This window comes from Actinoplanes sp. NPDC048791, from assembly GCF_040650095.1.
In the GTDB taxonomy this organism is placed as follows: domain Bacteria; phylum Actinomycetota; class Actinomycetes; order Mycobacteriales; family Micromonosporaceae; genus Actinoplanes.
Window position 1 is genome coordinate 1 of sequence record NZ_JBEZGQ010001493.1, and the last position, 1,550, is coordinate 1,550.

The 1,550-nt window shown below is 73.7% G+C and carries 1 protein-coding gene and 1 pseudogene; one reads left to right on the plus strand and one right to left on the minus strand.

Going from position 1 to position 1,550, the window contains the following annotated elements:
- Positions 1 to 542, minus strand: a pseudogene (locus tag AB0C29_RS47765) (AraC family transcriptional regulator); the annotation flags it as partial.
- 60 nt (positions 543 to 602) lie between these two features.
- Between AB0C29_RS47765 and AB0C29_RS47770 the strand changes: the two are divergent.
- The coding region (locus AB0C29_RS47770) for a serine/threonine-protein kinase (protein WP_360834924.1) at positions 603 to 1,550 on the plus strand (948 nt) is incomplete at its 3' end.

Below are 1,550 nucleotides of genomic sequence, written 5' to 3' on the forward strand. Positions count from 1 at the left end.
TCGTCCGGACCGGCCGGCGCCCGCCGGGTGCCGTGCCGGCGGGCCAGCTGCGCGGCCAGCTGGCCGGCGACCTGATCCACATAGGTGCGCGCGGACGGCTCCCACTGCCGCAACACCGAGTCCAGCGCCAGCACCAGCTGCTCCAGCAGCGGATCGGCCACGCCCAGCTCCTCGGCCAGCGTGACCGGCGGCCCGTCCTGCCCCTGCTGCAACGCGTCGTCGTCGAGGTAGACGTGCACGGTGTCGAGCGGTCCGCCCAGCTCCACGGTCAGGTCCTTGCCGGCCGGGTGCACGAAGAAGCCACCCGGGGCGACCGTGCGCGCGCTGGTCAGCCCGAGGTGCCCGCGACGGACGGTGACCGGCCCGTTGAGGTGCAGGATGACGAGGTGGCTGCGGGCGGCGTCGAAGGCGGCCCGGTACGGCTGCTCGCGCTGGGTGGACACGTAGAGCCCGGACCAGCCCAGACCCGCACTGGTCCGGTCGGGCCGGATCCACGGCTGACGCAGGATCCCGTTGGTGTCGAGCAGCGACAGCTCGTCCATGCCGCATCCTAACCCCGCGCGGCAGGAGTGGCCGGTGCTGTCATCGGGTATGGCGGTGTCATGACAGTGGGCCCGGTCGTCGTCGCCAGTCGTTACCGGCTGGGTGAGACGCTCGGCGTCGGCGGCATGGGCCGGGTCTTCCTGGCCCGCGACGAGGTGCTCGACCGGGACGTCGCGATCAAGGAGATCGTGCCGCCGGACGACATCGCCGAGGCCGACCGCGACGCCGTGCAGCAGCGCACGCTGCGCGAGGCCCGGGCGGCGGCCCGGATCAGCCACCCCAACGCGGCCCAGGTGTACGACGTCATCGCGGCGGACGGCGCCACCTGGATCGTGATGGAGTACGTGAAGTCGCGCTCGCTGAAAGAGGTCATCGACCAGGAGGGCCCGCTGGAGCCGCGCCGGGTCGCCGAGATCGGCCTGGCCGTGCTGAACGCCCTCGACGCCTCACACCGGGCCGGCGTCCGGCACCGCGACGTCAAACCGGCCAACGTGCTCCTGGGCGACGACGGCCGGGTGGTGCTGACCGACTTCGGCATCGCCACCATCGAGGGCGACGGCATCGTGACCAGCTCGAACATGGTGCTGGGCTCCCCGCAGTACATGTCACCCGAGCGGGTCCGCGACGGCACAACCCTGCCCGCCTCGGACCTGTGGTCGCTGGGCGCGACGCTGTACACGGCGGTGGAGGGGCACTCGCCGTACGAGCGCGGTTCGGTCTTCGAGACGCTGACGGCGGTGGCCTCCGACGAGCCGGCCCCGGCCGGGCACGCCGGGGTGCTGGCGCCGGTCCTCGACGGGCTGCTGCGGAAGGACCCGGCCGCGCGTCTCGACCTGGAAGAGGCCCGGGAGCTGCTGGAAGAGGTCGCCAGCGGGGAGCCGGCGGCGCCTCCGCGCCCGCGGTGGCCCTGGAGCAACTGGCGCGACCGGGACCGCAACGAGCCGGCCCGGGCAACGGCCGCACCCACAGCACCTGCCCCGGCTCCGGCTCCGGCTCCGGCTCCGGCT